Raw genomic sequence first — 16,312 nt, forward strand, 5'->3', positions numbered from 1 at the left:
CCCGCGCCCCTTTCAGGGGCGCGGGGTTTCGCGTTTTTCGGAAGCTTTCCGGGCGCCGCCCGCGCAATGGACTAAACGGACCGCGCAACGTTTGTCCGACTCTGCGTGCACCACGCAACGTTCGTGCGCGCATACGCAAGGTTGCTGCATTACAGCTGGGAACAGAAACCATCTAGAGTCAGGCGCTGTACGTGGCGTGGCGGGACGGCCTGCACGGCGGTTCCCCCGGTCTGGTGCGGGCTGCCGAGGCTTGTCGGCCCCCGTCACACCTGACCGGCAGCGATGAAGGAGCCAGCCCGTGCTCGACCACGGCGCACCCCCGCGCACCCCCCCGCTCGAGACCTCCGTCCCGGGGCTCGGCGCCCGGCTGATGCGGCGCAAGCCGGTAGAAGCGCTGGTCGCCGAGGGGGGCCAGGGTGAGGGCGGCGCTCTGCGCCGCTCGCTCGGCATGTGGCAGCTGACCATGATCAGCATCGGCGCCACGCTCGGCACCGGCATCTTCGTCGTCCTCGGCGGCGCCGTCCCGAAGGCCGGCCCCGCCGTCACGCTCGCCTTCGTCATCGCCGGCCTCACGGCCCTGTTCTCGGCCCTCTCGTACGCCGAGCTGGCCGGCACCATACCGGTCGCCGGGTCCTCGTACTCGTACGCGTACGCAACGATGGGCGAACTCGTCGCCTGGGTCTGCGGCTGGTGTCTGGTCCTGGAGTACGGCGTCTCCGTCGCCGCCGTGGCCGTCGGCTGGGGCGAGTACCTCAACGAGCTGCTCGACGGCACGATCGGTGTCACCATCCCCGACGTGCTCTCCTCGGCGCCCGGCGAGGGCGGTGTGATCAACCTTCCCGGCCTGATCGTCGTGATGCTCGCCATGGTGTTCCTGCTCGGCGGCGCCCGCGAGTCCGCCGTCGTCAACACGATCATGGTCGGGGTGAAGATCGTCACCCTCGTGATCTTCTGCGCGATCGGCTTCATGGGCTTCAAGTCCGGCAACTACAAGGACTTCATGCCGCTCGGCATGACCGGCGTCGGCGCCGCGAGCGCCAGCCTGTTCTTCTCGTACATCGGTTTCGACGCCGCCTCCACGGCCGGCGAGGAGGCCAAGAACCCGAAGCGTGACCTGCCCCGCGCGATCATGCTCTCGCTGCTCATCGTCACCGTCCTCTACGTCCTGGTCGCCGCGGTCGCGGTCGGTGCGTGGAACTGGAAGGAGTTCGCGGGTTCCGAGGCCACGCTCGCGGCGATCATGAACGACGTCACCGGGCAGACCTTCTGGGGCACCATGCTCGCCGCCGGCGCGGTCATCTCCATCGCCAGCGTCGTCCTCACCGTCCTCTACGGCCAGACCCGGATCCTCTTCGCGATGTCCCGCGACGGCCTGGTCCCGAAGGCCTTCGGCAAGGTCAGCGGCAAGACCGGCACCCCGCGCGTGAACACGGTCATCGTGTCGCTCTTCTGCGGTCTGCTCGCCTCGCTCATCCCGCTGGGCAAGCTCGTCGACGCCACCAGCATCGGCACCCTGTTCGCCTTCGGCCTGGTCAACATCGCGGTCATCGTGCTCCGCTACACACGCCCGGACATGCCGCGCACCTTCAAGGTGGCGCTCGGTCCGGTCTTCCCGGTCCTCGGCTTCGTCTTCTGCGCGTACAACATGTTCAGCCTCGACGCCGTCACCTGGGTGGTCTTCGGCGTGTGGATGGCCGTCGGCCTCGTGTTCTACTTCCTCTACGGGGCCCGTCGCTCCCGACTCGCCTCAGAGCCTGCCCAAGAGAAGTGAACCACCTGCCTTGCTGAACGATCTCGACGAACGCATCGTGCACGCCCTCGCCGAGGACGCCCGCCGCTCCTACGCCGACATCGGCCAGATCGTCGGCCTGTCCGCGCCCGCCGTGAAGCGGCGCGTGGACCGGCTGCGGGCGACCGGAGCCATCACAGGGTTCACGGTCCGGGTCGACCCCGCCGCACTCGGCTGGGAGACCGAGGGGTTCATCGAGATGTACTGCCGCCGCAACACCTCGCCCGAGGCCATCAAACGCGGCCTCGAGCGGTACCCGGAGGTCGCGTCCGCCTCCACCGTCACCGGTGACGCCGACGCGATCGTCCAGGTCTTCGCCTCCGACATGCGGCACTTCGAGCGGGTCCTGGAGCGCATCGCGGGGGAGCCCTTCGTGGAGCGAACCAAGTCGGTGCTCGTCCTGTCGCCGCTGATGCGGCGCTACACGTCGGGCTCGCCCGCCTGACACCCACTCCGCGCGCCTCCGCCCCACGGCGGAGGCGCGCGTTGTCGTATGCACTACTGCCGAAGGCTCCCGCATACGCGCAACGAATCGCCGCGAACGCCACTTCAGGCGCAACAGATCGTGCGACAAGACGCAACAGTCCCGTCTTGTCCGGTAGGTGCCGGGAAACGTACCGTCTATTCGATCCCTCCTCCCCTTCCGTACGCCTCCTAGGACTGCCATGCCGCCGCTGCGCACCGCCCTGCTCCAGAGCTCCGGCCGCCCCGGATCCGTCGACGAGAACCTCAAGGTGCTCGACGACGCCGCGGGCCGCGCCGCCGCCACCGGAGCCCGGCTGTTCGCGGCCCCCGAGATGTTCCTGACCGGGTACGCGATCGGCGACGACGTCGCCCGCCTCGCCGAGCCCGCCGACGGCCCCTCGGCGCAGGCGATCGCCGCGATCGCCGCCCGGCACGGCGTCGCCGTGGCCTACGGCTACCCGGAGCGCGACGGAGAGACCGTCTACAACTCGGCCCAGCTGATCGCCGCCGACGGCACGCGCTTCGCGAACTACCGCAAGACGCACCTCTTCGGCTGCTTCGAGCGCGACGTGTTCACGCCCGGCGACCAGGCCGTCGTCCAGGCCGACCTCGACGGGGTCCGCGTCGGCCTCATGATCTGCTACGACGTCGAGTTCCCGGAGAACGTACGGGCGCACGCCCTCGCCGGCACCGACCTGCTGCTCGTGCCGACGGCCCAGATGCACCCCTACCAGTTCGTCCCCGAGTCCCTCGTGCCGGTCCGCGCCTTCGAGAACCAGATGTACGTCGCGTACGTCAACCGGGTCGGCCAGGAAGGGGAGTTCGAGTTCGTCGGGCTCTCCACACTCGTCGGCCCCGACGGGGTCGCCAGGGCGCGCGCCGGCCGCGGCGACGAGCTGGTCACCGCCGAGGTGGACCCCGCCTTCCTGGCCGCGTCCCGCGAAGCCAACCCGTACCTGAACGACCGCCGCCCGGGCCTGTACACGCCGCTGGTCAGCCGCTGACCAGCCGCTGACCGTCGCTCGTCCGAGCGAGCCCGGCCGCCCCCCCCGAACCTTCAGTACCTCAGTTCCCGCAAGGAGTCCGTACCCCATGACGTCCACGGTGCCCAACGCCGTCCAGCACACCGACGCGCAGCCCCCCATCACGATGTTCGGGCCGGACTTCCCGTACGCGTACGACGACTTCCTCGCGCACCCCGCGGGGCTCGGCCAGATACCCGCGACCGAGCACGGCACCGAGGTCGCCGTCATCGGCGGTGGCCTGTCCGGCATCGTCGCCGCGTACGAGCTGATGAAGATGGGCCTCAAGCCCGTCGTGTACGAGGCGGACCAGATCGGTGGCCGGCTGCGTACCGTCGGCTTCGACGGCACCCCGGCCGAGGCCGCCGGCCTCACCGCCGAGATGGGCGCGATGCGCTTCCCGCCGTCGTCGACCGCGCTGCAGCACTACATCGACCTGGTCGGTCTGGAGACGCGGCCGTTCCCCAACCCGCTCGCCCCCGAGACCCCCTCGACCGTCGTCGACCTCAAGGGCGAGTCGCACTACGCCGTCACCGTCGACGACCTGCCGCAGGTCTACCGCGACGTCATGAACGCGTGGAACGCCTGCCTCGAAGAGGGCGCCGACTTCTCCGACATGAACCGCGCCATGCGTGAGCGCGACGTGCCGCGCATCCGCGAGATCTGGTCGAAGCTCGTCGACAAGCTCGACAACCAGACGTTCTACGGGTTCCTCTGCGACTCCGAGGCCTTCAAGTCCTTCCGCCACCGCGAGATCTTCGGCCAGGTCGGCTTCGGCACCGGCGGCTGGGACACCGACTTCCCGAACTCCATCCTGGAGATCCTGCGCGTCGTCTACACCGAGGCCGACGACCACCACCGCGGCATCGTCGGCGGCAGCCAGCAGCTCCCGCTGCGCCTGTGGGAGCGCGAGCCGGAGAAGATCGTCCACTGGGCGTACGGCACCTCGCTGGCCTCCCTGCACGACAGCGGCAAGCCGCGTCCGGCCGTGACCCGGCTGCACCGCACCGCGGGCAACCACATCACGGTGACCGACGCCTCCGGTGACATCCGCACCTACCAGGCGGCGATCTTCACCGCGCAGTCCTGGATGCTGCTCTCCAAGGTCGCGTGCGACGACTCGCTCTTCCCGATCGACCACTGGACGGCGATCGAGCGCACCCACTACATGGAGAGCTCCAAGCTCTTCATCCCCGTCGACCGGCCGTTCTGGCTGGACAAGGACGAGGTCACGGGCCGCGACACCATGTCGATGACCCTCACCGACCGGATGACGCGCGGCACCTACCTGCTCGACGACGGCCCGGACAAGCCGGCCACCATCTGCCTGTCGTACACCTGGTGCGACGACAGCCTCAAGTGGCTGCCCCTGTCGGCGAACGAGCGCATGGAGGTCATGCTCAAGTCGCTCGGCGAGATCTACCCGAAGGTCGACATCCGGAAGCACATCATCGGCAACCCGGTGACCGTGTCCTGGGAGAACGAGCCCTACTTCATGGGCGCGTTCAAGGCCAACCTGCCGGGCCACTACCGCTACCAGCGCCGCCTGTTCACGCACTTCATGCAGGACCGCCTCCCCGAGGACAAGCGGGGCATCTTCCTCGCGGGCGACGACATCTCCTGGACGGCCGGCTGGGCGGAGGGCGCCGTGCAGACCGCGCTCAACGCCGTGTGGGGCGTCATGCACCAGTTCGGCGGCGCCACGGACGGGACGAACCCCGGCCCCGGCGACGTCTACGACGAGATCGCCCCGGTGGAGCTGCCGGAGGACTGAGCGGAGGACTGAGTGGTGAGGGCCCCGGCGCGAAGCCGGGGCCCTCATCGCTCAGATGCCGGCCGCCCTCGCCTGCTCGTAGACCTCGGCCGCCAGGTCCGTCAGCTCCTGGGCGTCACGGACGCGGCCCTGGAGATCGATGAGGATCTCCTCCAGGCCCACCTCGTCGTGCGCCACCAGGTCCTCGACGATCTGCGGGACGCTGCCCTGGAACGGGCGGCGGTCGTCGCCCGTGTACTCGTCGCGCGTGTAGACCGTGTTCACCCGCAGCACGCTCTGCAGCGGCTCCTTGCGGCCGCGTTCCTCGGCCATCTCCTGAAGGTCCCGCCACTGCCGCGCGAGCTCCTCCGCGCCCGCGGCTCCCGGCATCCAGCCGTCCGCGCGGTCGACGAGGCGGCGCGCGGCCTTCGGGCTGTTCGCCGGCAGCAGTACGGGGATCGGCCGGGCCGGCTTCGGGCCGACAACGGAGGGCGCGATCACCGTCAGCTCACCCTCGTAGTGCACGGGGTCGGGGCCCCACACGGCGGCGCACACGTCGAGCAGCTCGTCCAGGACCTTGCCGCGCTGCTCGAACGGGGCGACGGACGCGGCCGCGTACTCGTCGTGGGACCACCCCGTGCCGAGGCCCGCCACGACGCGGCCACCGCTCGCCGCGTCCAACGAGGCCAGGGCGCGCGCCAGTTGGAAGGGCACGTGCAGCGGGGCGACCAGCACGCTCGTGCCGAGCCGCGCGCGCTCCGTGGCGGCGGCGGCCAGCGTGAGCGAGACCAGCGGGTCGGCGACGGAGCGGTACTGGTCCGGCCAGGCGAGGCCCGGGATCCCGTAGAGCCCCTGGCGGGCGGGCTCCGGGAAGAGGATCCGCTCGAAGACCCACAGGCTCTCGTAACCGATCTCCTCGGCGGCGCGCGCCACCGCCGGAATGTCGCGCCCGATGTCGTACTGCTTCATCTGGGGGAGGCTGAGGCCCAGTCGGGTCGCCATGCCGGAGCTCCTTCGCGTTCGCATCCTGGATCTCTCGTGTAACGCCTTGTCCTCGTGTAACGCCTTGTCAACGTACAGGGGGAGAGAGGGAGTTCCGCGGCGATGGCGGACGTATGGCCGGATCAGTCCGGCAGCGGGGTGAGCAGCATGCGGCCGACCAGGCCCACCGAGGTGTCGAGGCGCCGGGTGAAGTCCTCCGTGACATCGGGGAACCCGCGCAGCGCCCACAGGGCACGGGCCGCGGCCCAGGCCCCGTCCCTGGCGCGCTCCAGGGTCCAGGAACCGAGCAGATGGGTCAGGGGATCGGCGATCTGGAGCAGGTCGGGGCCCGGCATCAGATCTTCGCGGATGCGCTCCTCCAGCGAGACGAGGAGGTCGCCCACACGGTCGAACTCGTCCTCCACGTCGGCCGGTTCGCAGCCGAGCGCGCGGCAGGTGTCCACGACGGCGAGCGCCAGATCGTGGCCGATGTGCGCGTTGATGCCCGCGAGCGCGAACTGCAGCGGGCGTACGCCGGGATGGCGCCGGTACTGGAGCAGCGGGCGCCAGCAGGCGGGCGGGGGGTGCTCGGGGGAGGAGGTGCCGACGGCCGTCAGATAGCGCTCGGCGAACCGTACGTCCAGCGTGACCGCGGTCCCGGCGTCGGGGAACCCGCCGTCGTCGACGTGCCGGCCGACCTCTTCCGTGACGGACAGATAGACCCGGTTGAAGACGGCCACCCCGTCCCGGGCCGGCCACGAGCCTGCCAGGTCACGCATCCGGGCCAGGACGGCGGCGACCCCGCCCGCGGCCGGCGTGCACTCTGCGAACCGTTCCCTGTGCGCCATGGGGGCAGGTTCTCAAGTGCGGACCGGCGCGCGCGGCGCCTGGCCCGGGGCTTCCCCAGAACGAGGGAACAGACCGGGCACCGCGGGTGGGGAGAGGGCTGCGCCTACGCCTTGGCGGACGGGTCGTCGTACGTCGAGGTTCCCGCGTCGAGGAGCGGCTCCTGCGTCTTGAGGTGCGCGGGGGCCATGGCGCGCAGCGCGTGGTAGCCGGTGATGACGACGATCGTGCCGAGCGCGATGCCGCTCAGCGAGAAGTTGTCGGTGAACTTCAGCGAGACGTTGCCGACGCCGATGATGATGCCCGCGGCGGCCGGGACGAGGTTCAGCGGGTTGCGCAGGTCGACCTTGGCGTTGATCCAGATCTGCGCGCCGAGCAGGCCGATCATGCCGTAGAGGATGACCGTGATGCCGCCGAGGACGCCGCCCGGGATGGCGGCCACGATCGCGCCGAACTTCGGGCACAGGCCGAAGAGCAGGGCGAATCCCGCGGCCGCCCAGTACGCGGCGGTCGAGTAGACGCGCGTCGCGGCCATGACGCCGATGTTCTCGGAGTACGTGGTGTTGGGCGGGCCGCCGACCGCGGTGGAGAGCATCGACGCGGCGCCGTCGGCGGAGATCGCGGTGCCGAGCTTGTCGTCGAGGTCGTCGCCGGTCATCTCGCCGACGGCCTTGACGTGTCCGGCGTTCTCGGCGATCAGCGCGATCACGACGGGGAGGGCGACGAGGATCGCCGACCACTGGAACGAGGGGGCGTGGAAGGAGGGCAGGCCGATCCAGTCCGCCTTGCCGACGCCGGACAGGTCGAGGCGCCAGTGGTCGACGGCCTGGCCGCCGCCGCTCACCGAGTGGATCTTGCCGAAGATCCGGTCGAGGAGCCACGAGATGCCGTAGCCGAAGAGCAGCCCGAGGAAGATCGCGATGCGGGACCAGAAACCGCGCAGGCAGACCACGGCCAAACCGGTGAACAGCATCACCAGAAGCGCGGTCCACTGGTCCTGCGGCCAGTACGTCGATGCCGTCACCGGCGCGAGGTTGAAGCCGATCAGCATGACGACCGCGCCGGTCACGATGGGCGGCATGGCCGCGTGGATGATCCGCGCGCCGAACTTCTGCACCGCGAGCCCCACCAGGAACAGCGCGACGCCGACCACGAAGACCGCTCCGGTCACCGTGGCGCTCGTCCCGCCCTGCGCCCGGATCACCGCGGCGACCCCCACGAAGGACAGCGAGCAGCCGAGGTAGCTGGGCACGCGGCCACGGGTTGCGAGCAGGAAGATCACCGTCGCGACGCCGGACATCATGATCGCGAGGTTCGGGTCGAGACCCATCAGGACCGGCGAGACGAAGGACGCGCCGAACATCGCCACGACGTGCTGGGCGCCGAGCCCGAACGTGCGCGGCCAGGTGAGCCGCTCGTCCGGGCGCACGACGGCGCCGGGAGCCGGGGTGCGCCCGTCGCCGTGAAGTTTCCAGCGCACGCCGAGATCCATGTGAGTTCTGCTTTCTGTGGTGCTTCTGTGACTTGCTTCTATGGCCTGAAATGGCCGCCCGCCATGTTAATGCGACGTAAGTGCACCGGAGTCGCATGCGGGCCCGCACCGGCCTGCTGAGCGTTTGCTTAGGGAGGCGTCGTACGGTGGGGCGGTCAATGGTCGGGCGGGCTTGGACCGCGCTGTGGGCGGAGCGCGGGCTCGGCTTCGAGGGTGACTGGGAGGCGGCCGGCGACTTCTGCAACGCCGTCAAGGACCTGCGCATCACCTACGACGCGCCGGTCAGCCGCCCCGGCGCGTACGCCGTGCACCTGTGGCTCGACCGGGTCGGCACCACCGGCCTGACGTACGGCTTCCGCTTCTGCTCGGCGGACGGCACGACGACCTACGCCCGCGGCACCCGCGTGCTTGTGCGACTGGATCCGGCCACCCTGCGTCCCGCCCCCTGGAGCGAGCCGTTCAGGACCCTTGGCCGCGAGCTCCTGCGCCCGCGGGACTGACGCCGGCCGGCTTCGTCCGCGTACGGTCCCCGGTGCGCAGCACCCCCGCGAGCACCACGAGCCCGCAGGTCAGGAACGTCACCAGGCCGAACGACACCACCAGACTCGTCGCGTCGGCGACCGTCCCGATCGCCGACGGCGCGATGAGCCCCGAGGTGTACGTGATGGTGGCGACGCCCGCGATGGCCTGGCTCGGGTTCGGCCCGCTCCTCCCTGCCGCCGCGAACGCGAGCGGCACGACCACCGCGATCCCGAGTCCCATCAGACCGAACCCGCCCATCGCGACGGCCGGGTCCGGCGCCACGACCACGAGCAGCCCGCCGAGCGCGGCGCCCACCCCGCCGACCCGCACGGTACGCACCGCGCCGAACCGGTCCACGACCCTGTCGCCGGCGAGCCGCGCCACCGCCATCGTGAGCGTGAACGCGGTGGTGCACGCGGCGGCGAGTCCCGCCGAGGTGTCCAGGACGTCCCGCAGATAGACCGCCGACCAGTCCAGGCTCGCGCCCTCCGCGAAGACCGCGCAGAAGCCGACCGCGCCGATCAGGAGCGCGGACCTCGGCGGCAGCGCGAAACGCGGCGGCGCCTCCTCGTCCTCCGCGGGGCGCAGGTCGAGCACACCGCCGCAGGCCACGAGCCCCACCACCGTGAGGGTCGCCGCGGCGAGTACGTGATGCAGACGCGCGTCGGAGCCCAGGTGCGCGGCGAGCGTGCCGGCCGCGGAGCCGATGAGGGCGCCCACGCTCCACATGCCGTGCAGACCGGACATGATCGACCGGCCGAGACGGTTCTCCACCTCGACCCCGAGCGCGTTCATCGCCACGTCCGACATGCCCGCGGCCGCGCCGTACGCGAAAAGCGCCGCGCACAGGACGACCAGGTTCGGCGCGAGCGAGGGCAGGACCAGGGCCAGCGTCCACAGGGCGAGCAGCCCGCGCAGCGCGGTGCGCGCCCCGAACCGGTGGCTGACCCAGCCCGCGAGAGGCATCGCCACCGAGGCGCCGAGGGCGGGGAAGGCGAGCGCGAGCCCCAGCCGGCCCGCGCTGACGCCCGCGTGGTCCTGGATCCAGGGCACCCGCGTCGCGAAGGACCCGGTGACCGCTCCATGGACGCAGAAGACGACCGCGACCGCGTACCGTGCGCGCCTCAACTCCCTTGCACCGTAACCGACTTCAGTCACCCGACGCGCCCCTCCCGATACCGTCCCGGGCTGCTGCCCTCCGCCCTCCGCCGCGTAAACTATCAGGAACCCTGCCTGATAAGTAGCTGATACCAGCTGACAGCAGCCGGTATCGGCTGATATCGGCCGGTGCCGGCCGACGGCACGCGAGCCCGGTCCCGTGATCTGGAAGGATCCGCGCCATGCCCGCATCCCCCCGTACCGCCCGGGCCATCAACGACCGGCTCGCGCTGCGCCTCCTGCAGAGCGAAGGACCGCTGACCGCCGGGCAGTTGAAGGAACTCACCGGTCTGTCCCGGCCTACTGTCGCCGACCTCGTCGACCGGCTCACGGCCCAGGGCCTGATCGAGGTCGTCGGGGAGGCCGGGTCCCGGCGCCGCGGCCCCAACGCCAAGCTCCACGGGATCGTCACCGGCCTCGCCCACCTCGCCGCCCTCGACGTCCGCACCGAGGGCGTCACCCTCGCCGTCGCCGACCTCGTCGGCACGGTCCTCGCCGAGGCGTCCGTGCCCGTCGACGCCGAGGACAGCACGGGCGCGGCCGTCGAGCGGGCCGTCGCCCTGGTGGAGCGCACCGCCGAGGAGGCCGGCGCCGCGCCCCTGCACACCGTGGCAATCGGCGCACCCGGCCTGATCGACCCCGTGACCGGCGAACTCCGCGACTCGTCCGGCCTGCCCGAGTGGCACCGCCGCCTCGTCGCCGCCCTCCACGAACGCCTCCCGGCCCGCGTCCTGGTGGAGAACGAGACCAACCTCGCCGCCCTCGCCGAACAGCGCGACGGCGCCGCCCGCGACCGGGACACGTTCGCCCTGCTCTGGCTCGGCCACGGCATCGGCGCCGCCGTCGTCCTCGACGGCGTCCTGCGCCGCGGGGCCTCCGGCGGCACCGGCGAGATCGGCTTCCTGCCCGTGCCCGGGACGGCCGGACTGCCGTCCGCCACCGACTGCGACGGCGGCTTCCACTCCCTTGCCGGATCCGCCGCCGTCACCGAACTCGCCCGCGCGCACGGCCTGGTGGCGCCCCCGGTAGCCCCCGGCGAGCCGGCCGCCGCGGCCCTCGTGCGCGACGCCGTGACCGCGGACGCGGGCACGCCCGCCGCCCGCTTCCTCGACGCGCTCGCCGGCCGGCTCGTCCTCGGGGCCGCCTCCGTCGTCGCCGTACTCGACCCCGGCTGCCTCGTCCTGGCCGGCGAGGTCGGCCGGGCGGGCGGCGACCGGCTCGCGGGCCTGGTCGCCGCCCGCCTGTCCGCCATGTCCCCCCTGCCCACCGAGGTGCGGCCGACCGCCCTCGGAGGCGGCGCGGTGCTGCGCGGGGCACTGCTCATGGCGCGCGACGGCGCGCAGGAAGACCTCTTCGCACCCACCGACACCCTGTAGCGCGAGCCGGAGGATCAGCACCCCGTAGCGCGAGACGGATCACCGCACCCCGGAACGCTGCGCGAGTCCACGCCTACGGCCTGTGAGGCAGCCCACAGCGGATCACTCGTTTGGCCGATGTGAGGACGTGGCACACTGGCCCTGTACCAGAAGCAGCGCACTCCGGGGTCGGTGAAAGTCCGAACCGGCGGTTATAGTCCGCGACCCGGTCGCCTCGGCGGCCGGTTGACCAGGTGGAATTCCTGGACCGACGGTTAAAGTCCGGATGGGAGGCAGTGCGCGGCGGGCGGGCATTCGTGCGCGCCGCCGTCTGTTTCGACCTGTCCCAGGGACAGGTCTCTCATGCGGCGTCGGCCTCGGTGTCCTCGCCCGTACGTTCTGTCGTCGTATCGCGACAGTGCCCCGGAGTCCGTGCCCGAAGAGGCAGGAGGACCCGGTGGCCCCCACTTTCGCAGTGCACTTCCCGGGTGCCGGGAACACGCACGTGTCCTTCGCCGCTTCACGATCTAGCGTCGTGGCCCCCGCGGGCCCTGCAGCGAAGGAGCACTGACGTGTTCACCGGAATCGTCGAAGAGCTGGGCGAGATCACCGACGTCGAGGAACTCGGCGACGCCTCCCGCTTCAGGCTGCGCGGCCCCGTCGTCACCGAAGGGGCCCGGCACGGCGACTCCATCGCCGTCAACGGCGTCTGTCTCACGGTCGTGGAGCACGAGGGCGACGAGTTCACCGCCGACGTGATGGCGGAGACCCTCAAGCGGTCCAGCCTCGGCGCTCTCGCCGTCGGCTCCCGGGTCAACCTGGAGCGCCCCACCGCGGTGGGCGACCGCCTCGGCGGACACATCGTCCAGGGACACGTCGACGGCACCGGCTCGATCGTCGCGCGCACCCCGTCGGAGAACTGGGAGATCGTCAAGGTCTCGCTCCCCGCGGACCTCGCGCGCTACGTCGTCGAGAAGGGCTCCATCACGGTCGACGGAGTGAGCCTCACCGTCGTCGAGGCGGGCCCCGACTACTTCACCATCAGCCTCATCCCCACCACCCTCGCCCTGACCACGCTCGGCCACAAGCAGCCCGGCGACCCGGTCAACCTCGAGGTCGACGTCATCGCCAAGTACGTCGAGCGGCTGCTCGGCGCCCAGGGGGGAACCCGGTGAACGGTCTGCACTGGCTCAACTCCGAGGCCTTCACGCTCCTCGGCCAGCACATCATGTGGTCCGACATGATCGGCAACACCGTCGGTCTGGTCGCCCTCGCACTCGGCTGGCGCCGCTCGATCTGGACCTGGCCCGCGCAGCTCGTCTCCGGCCTCATCCTCCTCGCCGCCTTCGCGACCGCCCACCTCTCGGGCAGCGCGGGCAAGCAGCTCGTGGTCATCGGCGTCGCCGCGTGGGGCTGGTGGCAGTGGAACCGCGGCAAGGGCACGGCCCAGGACGGCTCGCTCGCCGTCCGGTTCGCCACCTGGCGCGAGCGCGGCTACCTGGCGGGCGGGGCCGCACTCGGCACGCTCGCCGTCGGCGGCCTGTTCACCGTGTTCCCGACCCTGTCGTGGGACCCCTGGCCGGACGCGTACATCTTCGTCGGCACGATCGTCGCCATGTACGCCCAGGCGCGCGGCATGGTCGAGTTCTGGTTCGCCTGGCTGCTCGTCGACCTGGTCGGCGTACCGCTGAACTTCGCCAACGGCTTCGCCTTCTCCGGTTTCGTCTACGTGATCTATGGCGCGCTCGTCCTGTGGGGCATGCGCGACTGGTGGCTGCGGTCCCGCACGGCCGCCCAGCCCGCCCTGGAAGGAGCCCCGGCATGACCACGACGCCCATCGCCTACAGCACCCACGACGAGGACGACTTCGTGCTCGATCCCGTCGAGCAGGCCATCCGCGACATCGCGAACGGCCGGCCCGTGGTCGTCGTCGACGACGAGGACCGCGAGAACGAGGGCGACCTCGTCATCGCCGCCGAGAAGGCGACGCCCGAGATCATCGCCTTCATGATGAGCGAGTGCCGCGGCCTCATCTGCGCCCCCATGGAGAACGACGAGCTGGAGCGGCTCGAACTCCCGCAGATGGTCGAGCGCAACACCGAGTCGATGCGCACGGCCTTCACGGTCTCCGTCGACGCGGGCCCCGCGCACGGCGTGACCACCGGCATCTCCGCCGCCGACCGCGCCACCACGCTCCAGCTCCTCGCGAACGGCACCGCCCAGGCCGGCGACTTCGTGCGGCCCGGCCACATCTTCCCGCTGCGGGCCAAGCCGGGCGGCGTCCTGGTGCGGAACGGACACACCGAGGCCGCCGTCGACCTCGCCCGGCTCGCCGGCCTGCGCCCCGCGGGAGCGATCGTCGAGATCGCGGGCGAGGACGGCACGATGCTCCGCCTGCCCGAACTGATCCCGTTCGCCCGCAAGCACGGCCTGACGATCATCTCCATCGAGGACCTGATCGCCTACCGCCGCTCCTCCGAGCCGACCGTCCGCCGCGAGGCCGAGGTCAACCTGCCCACCGCCTTCGGCGACTTCACGGCGTACGGGTACCGCTCCACGGTCGACGGCGTCGAACACGTCGCCCTCGTCCACGGCGAGATCGGCGCCGGCGACGACGTCCTCGTCCGGGTCCACTCCGAATGCCTCACCGGCGACGTCTTCCACTCGCTGCGCTGCGACTGCGGCCCCCAGCTGGAGGAGGCGATGAAGCGCATCACCGAGGAGGGGCGCGGAGTCGTCGTCTATCTGCGCGGCCACGAGGGGCGCGGCATCGGCCTGCTCTCCAAGCTGCGCGCCTACGAGCTCCAGGAGCGCGGCCGGGACACCCTCGACGCCAACCTGGAACTCGGCCTGCCGGCCGACTCGCGGGACTACGCGGCGGGCGCCCAGATCCTCGACGACCTGGGCGTGCGCGGCCTGCGCCTGCTGACCAACAACCCCGACAAGACCGACGCGCTCGTCCGGTACGGCCTCAAGGTCGTCGCCCGCGAGCCGATGCCGGTCGAGGCGGGCGAGCACAACCTCCGTTACCTGCGCACCAAGCGGGACCGGATGGGCCACGACCTGCCCTGGCTGGACGCCCCGGCGCCGACGGCCTGCGGCAACCAGTAACCAGTAACCCCCAGAAGCACCAGCACCATCGAACACGCGAAACACCTAGGAGCAACGTGAGTGGCAAGGGCGCACCCGAACTGTCCGTACGCAACTGCGGTGACCTGCGCGTCGCCGTCGTCGCGGCGCAGTGGCACGAGAAGGTGATGGACGGCCTCGTGGACGGCGCCCTGCGCGCCCTGCACGAGCTCGGCATCGACGAGCCGACCCTCCTGCGGGTCCCGGGCAGCTTCGAGCTCCCCGTCGTCGCCAAGGTCCTCGCGGGCCGCGGCTACGACGCGATCGTCGCCCTCGGCGTCATCATCCGCGGCGGCACCCCGCACTTCGAGTACGTGAGCCAGGGCGTCACCCTGGGGCTGACCCAGGTCACCGTCGACACCGGTGTTCCCGTCGGCTTCGGCGTCCTCACCTGTGACACCGAGGAACAGGCCCTCGACCGTGTAGGAATCGAGGGCTCGAACGAGGACAAGGGCCACGAGGCCGTCACGGCGGCCGTCGCGACCGCGGCCACACTGCGCTCGGTCAGCGAACCCTGGCGCTGAGTGGCCGGGCACAACCCCGTAGTCTTAGGACCATCATGGCGAACAAAACCTTCGAAGAGCTCTTCGCCGAGCTGCAGCTCAAGGCCAAGAACGGCGACCCCGCGACGTCCCGCACCGCCGAACTGGTGGACAAGGGCGTCCATGCCATCGGCAAGAAGGTCGTCGAGGAGGCCGCCGAAGTCTGGATGGCCGCCGAGCACGAGGGCAAGGAGGCCGCTGCCGAGGAGATCTCGCAGCTGCTCTACCACGTCCAGGTGATGATGGTCGCCCGGGGAATCTCCCTCGACGACGTCTACGCCCACCTCTAGGTCTGCAGACCTCTCTCCAGGCCTGCAGACCTCCAGAGCCGACGCCGTACCGCCCCGCACACACCCGCCTGTCCCGCACTCCTCACGCAAAGGAATCCGACCTCATGCTGCGCATCGCCGTCCCCAACAAGGGTTCACTGTCCGGACCTGCGTCGGCGATGCTCCATGAGGCCGGATACCAGCAGCGCAAGGAGTCCAAGGAACTCGTCCTCGTCGACCCGGCCAACGAGGTGGAGTTCTTCTACCTCCGCCCCAAGGACATCGCGATCTACGTGTCCGCCGGCAAGCTCGACATCGGCATCACCGGCGAGGACCTGCTGATCGACTCCGGCGCGAACGCCGAGGTCATCCTGCCCCTCGGGTTCGCCCGCTCCACCTTCCGCTTCGCCGCCAAGCCGGGCACCGTCACCGGCCTGGACGGCCTCGCGGGCAAGACGATCGCCACCTCCTACGAGGGCATCGTCGGCAAGCACCTCGCCGAGGCGGGCGTCGACGCCTCCGTCGTCCACCTGGACGGCGCCGTCGAGACCGCCATCGAGCTGGGCGTCGCCCAGGTCATCGCGGACGTCGTCGAGACCGGCACCTCGCTGCGCAACGCGGGCCTCGAGGTGTTCGGCGAGCCGATCATGAAGTCCGAGGCGGTCGTCATCCGCCGCACCGGCGCCGACGCCGACGACGCGAAGGTGCAGCAGTTCCTGCGCCGTCTCCAGGGCGTCCTCGTCGCCCGGACCTACGTGATGATGGACTACGACTGCCGCGCCGAGCACCTGGAGAAGGCCGTCGCCCTCACCCCGGGCCTCGAGTCGCCGACGGTCTCGCCCCTGCACAACGAGGGCTGGGTCGCCGTCCGTGCGATGGTCCCCGCCAAGGACGCCCAGCGCATCATGGACGACCTGTACGACCTGGGCGCGCGGGCCATCCTGACCACGGCCATCCACGCCTGCCGACTCTGAGGCACCAATCATGTC

The 16,312-nt window shown here is 71.0% G+C and carries 15 protein-coding genes, 1 pseudogene and 1 riboswitch; of the genes and pseudogenes, 12 read left to right on the forward strand and 4 right to left on the reverse strand.

From position 1 onward, the window contains the following. The first annotated feature begins 298 nt into the window (after positions 1–298). The 4 genes from EOT10_RS14365 to EOT10_RS14380 all read left to right on the forward strand — a co-directional run bounded on the left by EOT10_RS14365 (position 299) and on the right by EOT10_RS14380 (position 5,050). Positions 299–1,771, forward strand: a complete 1,473-nt coding sequence (locus EOT10_RS14365) for an amino acid permease (RefSeq protein ID WP_127828553.1) — start codon at positions 299–301, stop codon at positions 1,769–1,771. A gap of 10 nt (positions 1,772–1,781) precedes the next feature. After that, positions 1,782–2,234 (forward strand): Lrp/AsnC family transcriptional regulator, encoded by a 453-nt coding sequence (locus EOT10_RS14370; protein WP_127828554.1) that lies wholly within the window; start codon positions 1,782–1,784, stop codon positions 2,232–2,234. A 229-nt stretch (positions 2,235–2,463) separates the two neighbouring features. After that, positions 2,464–3,258: a carbon-nitrogen hydrolase family protein gene (locus EOT10_RS14375; RefSeq protein WP_127828621.1), complete on the forward strand. Its 795-nt coding sequence runs from the start codon at positions 2,464–2,466 to the stop codon at positions 3,256–3,258. Between the two features lie 88 nt (positions 3,259–3,346). After that, positions 3,347–5,050: a flavin monoamine oxidase family protein gene (locus EOT10_RS14380; RefSeq protein ID WP_127828555.1), complete on the forward strand. Its 1,704-nt coding sequence runs from the start codon at positions 3,347–3,349 to the stop codon at positions 5,048–5,050. Positions 5,051–5,101: 51 nt separating this feature from the next. Here the strand turns inward: EOT10_RS14380 and EOT10_RS14385 are convergent, their stop codons facing one another. From EOT10_RS14385 to EOT10_RS14395, 3 genes are all read right to left on the reverse strand, one after another. Next, complete coding sequence (locus EOT10_RS14385) at positions 5,102–6,031, reverse strand: LLM class F420-dependent oxidoreductase (RefSeq protein ID WP_127828556.1); 930 nt, start codon at positions 6,029–6,031, stop codon at positions 5,102–5,104. A 122-nt stretch (positions 6,032–6,153) separates the two neighbouring features. Beyond that, positions 6,154–6,858, reverse strand: coding sequence for a DUF5995 family protein (locus EOT10_RS14390; protein WP_127828557.1), 705 nt, complete (start codon positions 6,856–6,858; stop codon positions 6,154–6,156). A 104-nt stretch (positions 6,859–6,962) separates the two neighbouring features. Next, positions 6,963–8,348: a uracil-xanthine permease family protein gene (locus EOT10_RS14395; protein ID WP_127828558.1), complete on the reverse strand. Its 1,386-nt coding sequence runs from the start codon at positions 8,346–8,348 to the stop codon at positions 6,963–6,965. Between the two features lie 158 nt (positions 8,349–8,506). Here EOT10_RS14395 and EOT10_RS14400 point away from each other — a divergent pair. After that, positions 8,507–8,848 (forward strand): annotated as a pseudogene (locus EOT10_RS14400) (acyl-CoA thioesterase); the annotation flags it as partial. Here EOT10_RS14400 and EOT10_RS14405 read toward each other — a convergent pair. Further along, positions 8,808–10,028: an MFS transporter gene (locus EOT10_RS14405; protein ID WP_127828560.1), complete on the reverse strand. Its 1,221-nt coding sequence runs from the start codon at positions 10,026–10,028 to the stop codon at positions 8,808–8,810. The pseudogene EOT10_RS14400 and the gene EOT10_RS14405 overlap by 41 nt on opposite strands. Before the next feature lie 182 nt (positions 10,029–10,210). On the opposite strand from EOT10_RS14405, the gene EOT10_RS14410 reads away from it, so the two are divergent. From EOT10_RS14410 to hisG, 7 genes are all read left to right on the forward strand, one after another. After that, positions 10,211–11,404, forward strand: a complete 1,194-nt coding sequence (locus EOT10_RS14410) for an ROK family transcriptional regulator (protein WP_127828561.1) — start codon at positions 10,211–10,213, stop codon at positions 11,402–11,404. A gap of 153 nt (positions 11,405–11,557) precedes the next feature. Beyond that, positions 11,558–11,687, forward strand: a riboswitch (FMN riboswitch). A 268-nt stretch (positions 11,688–11,955) separates the two neighbouring features. Next, positions 11,956–12,558, forward strand: a complete 603-nt coding sequence (locus EOT10_RS14415) for a riboflavin synthase (protein ID WP_127828562.1) — start codon at positions 11,956–11,958, stop codon at positions 12,556–12,558. A 5-nt stretch (positions 12,559–12,563) separates the two neighbouring features. After that, the gene (locus tag EOT10_RS14420) at positions 12,564–13,208 is read left to right on the forward strand and encodes a nicotinamide mononucleotide transporter family protein (protein ID WP_127828622.1); all 645 of its coding nucleotides are present in this window, start codon (positions 12,564–12,566) and stop codon (positions 13,206–13,208) included. Continuing rightward, a complete protein-coding gene (locus EOT10_RS14425; RefSeq protein ID WP_127828563.1) occupies positions 13,205–14,494 on the forward strand; it encodes a bifunctional 3,4-dihydroxy-2-butanone-4-phosphate synthase/GTP cyclohydrolase II in 1,290 nt (429 codons plus the stop codon). The genes EOT10_RS14420 and EOT10_RS14425 overlap by 4 nt, the downstream gene beginning before the upstream one ends. 56 nt (positions 14,495–14,550) lie before the next feature. Beyond that, positions 14,551–15,036, forward strand: a complete 486-nt coding sequence (ribH, locus tag EOT10_RS14430; protein ID WP_127828564.1) for a 6,7-dimethyl-8-ribityllumazine synthase — start codon at positions 14,551–14,553, stop codon at positions 15,034–15,036. Positions 15,037–15,071: 35 nt separating this feature from the next. Further along, a complete protein-coding gene (locus EOT10_RS14435) occupies positions 15,072–15,344 on the forward strand; it encodes a phosphoribosyl-ATP diphosphatase (protein ID WP_100597453.1) in 273 nt (90 codons plus the stop codon). A 104-nt stretch (positions 15,345–15,448) separates the two neighbouring features. Then, complete coding sequence (hisG, locus tag EOT10_RS14440) at positions 15,449–16,297, forward strand: ATP phosphoribosyltransferase (protein WP_127828565.1); 849 nt, start codon at positions 15,449–15,451, stop codon at positions 16,295–16,297. Positions 16,298–16,312 lie beyond the last annotated feature (15 nt).

Source organism: Streptomyces antnestii (assembly GCF_004005495.1).
GTDB lineage: Bacteria > Actinomycetota > Actinomycetes > Streptomycetales > Streptomycetaceae > Streptomyces > Streptomyces antnestii.

What these genes read in the sequence shown, in the direction of transcription:
- EOT10_RS14380 (WP_127828555.1), top strand. Translation starts at nt 3,347, where the DNA reads ATGACGTCCACGGTGCCCAACGCCGTCCAGCACACCGACGCGCAGCCC.
- EOT10_RS14385 (WP_127828556.1), bottom strand. Translation starts at nt 6,031, where the DNA reads ATGGCGACCCGACTGGGCCTCAGCCTCCCCCAGATGAAGCAGTACGAC.
- EOT10_RS14390 (WP_127828557.1), bottom strand. Translation starts at nt 6,858, where the DNA reads ATGGCGCACAGGGAACGGTTCGCAGAGTGCACGCCGGCCGCGGGCGGG.
- EOT10_RS14395 (WP_127828558.1), bottom strand. Translation starts at nt 8,348, where the DNA reads ATGGATCTCGGCGTGCGCTGGAAACTTCACGGCGACGGGCGCACCCCG.
- EOT10_RS14410 (WP_127828561.1), top strand. Translation starts at nt 10,211, where the DNA reads ATGCCCGCATCCCCCCGTACCGCCCGGGCCATCAACGACCGGCTCGCG.
- EOT10_RS14425 (WP_127828563.1), top strand. Translation starts at nt 13,205, where the DNA reads ATGACCACGACGCCCATCGCCTACAGCACCCACGACGAGGACGACTTC.
- EOT10_RS14435 (WP_100597453.1), top strand. Translation starts at nt 15,072, where the DNA reads ATGGCGAACAAAACCTTCGAAGAGCTCTTCGCCGAGCTGCAGCTCAAG.
- hisG (WP_127828565.1), top strand. Translation starts at nt 15,449, where the DNA reads ATGCTGCGCATCGCCGTCCCCAACAAGGGTTCACTGTCCGGACCTGCG.